The organism is Mesorhizobium sp. Cs1299R1N1 (genome assembly GCF_037179655.1).
Classification (GTDB): Bacteria; Pseudomonadota; Alphaproteobacteria; order Rhizobiales; family Rhizobiaceae; genus Mesorhizobium; species Mesorhizobium salmacidum.
The window spans coordinates 1-259 of sequence record NZ_JAPYKR010000148.1; the positions used below are offsets into that span (position 1 = coordinate 1).

The window sequence follows — 259 nt, forward strand, 5'->3', positions numbered from 1 at the left end:
TACATTGGCGGGGCAGGCGTGGCGCGCGGCTACCTGAACCGGCCCGAGCTGACGGCGCAGCGGTTCATCGCCAGCCCCTTTGTGGAGGGCGACCGTCTCTACCGGACCGGCGATCTGGCGCGCTACCTGCCCGACGGCAACCTGGAGTTCTTGGGCCGCAATGACGACCAGGTGAAGATCCGCGGCTTCCGCATCGAGCCGGGCGAGATCGCGGCGCGGCTTGCCGAGCATGCGTGGGTGCGCGAGGCGGTGGTGGTGG

General features: G+C 70.3%; 1 protein-coding gene. It reads left to right on the forward strand.

Translation table 11 applies throughout. The features are described 5' to 3' along the window. Positions 1 to 259, forward strand: a 259-nt coding sequence (locus O7A70_RS34105; protein ID WP_337144243.1) for a hypothetical protein, incomplete at both ends; no start/stop codon positions are given.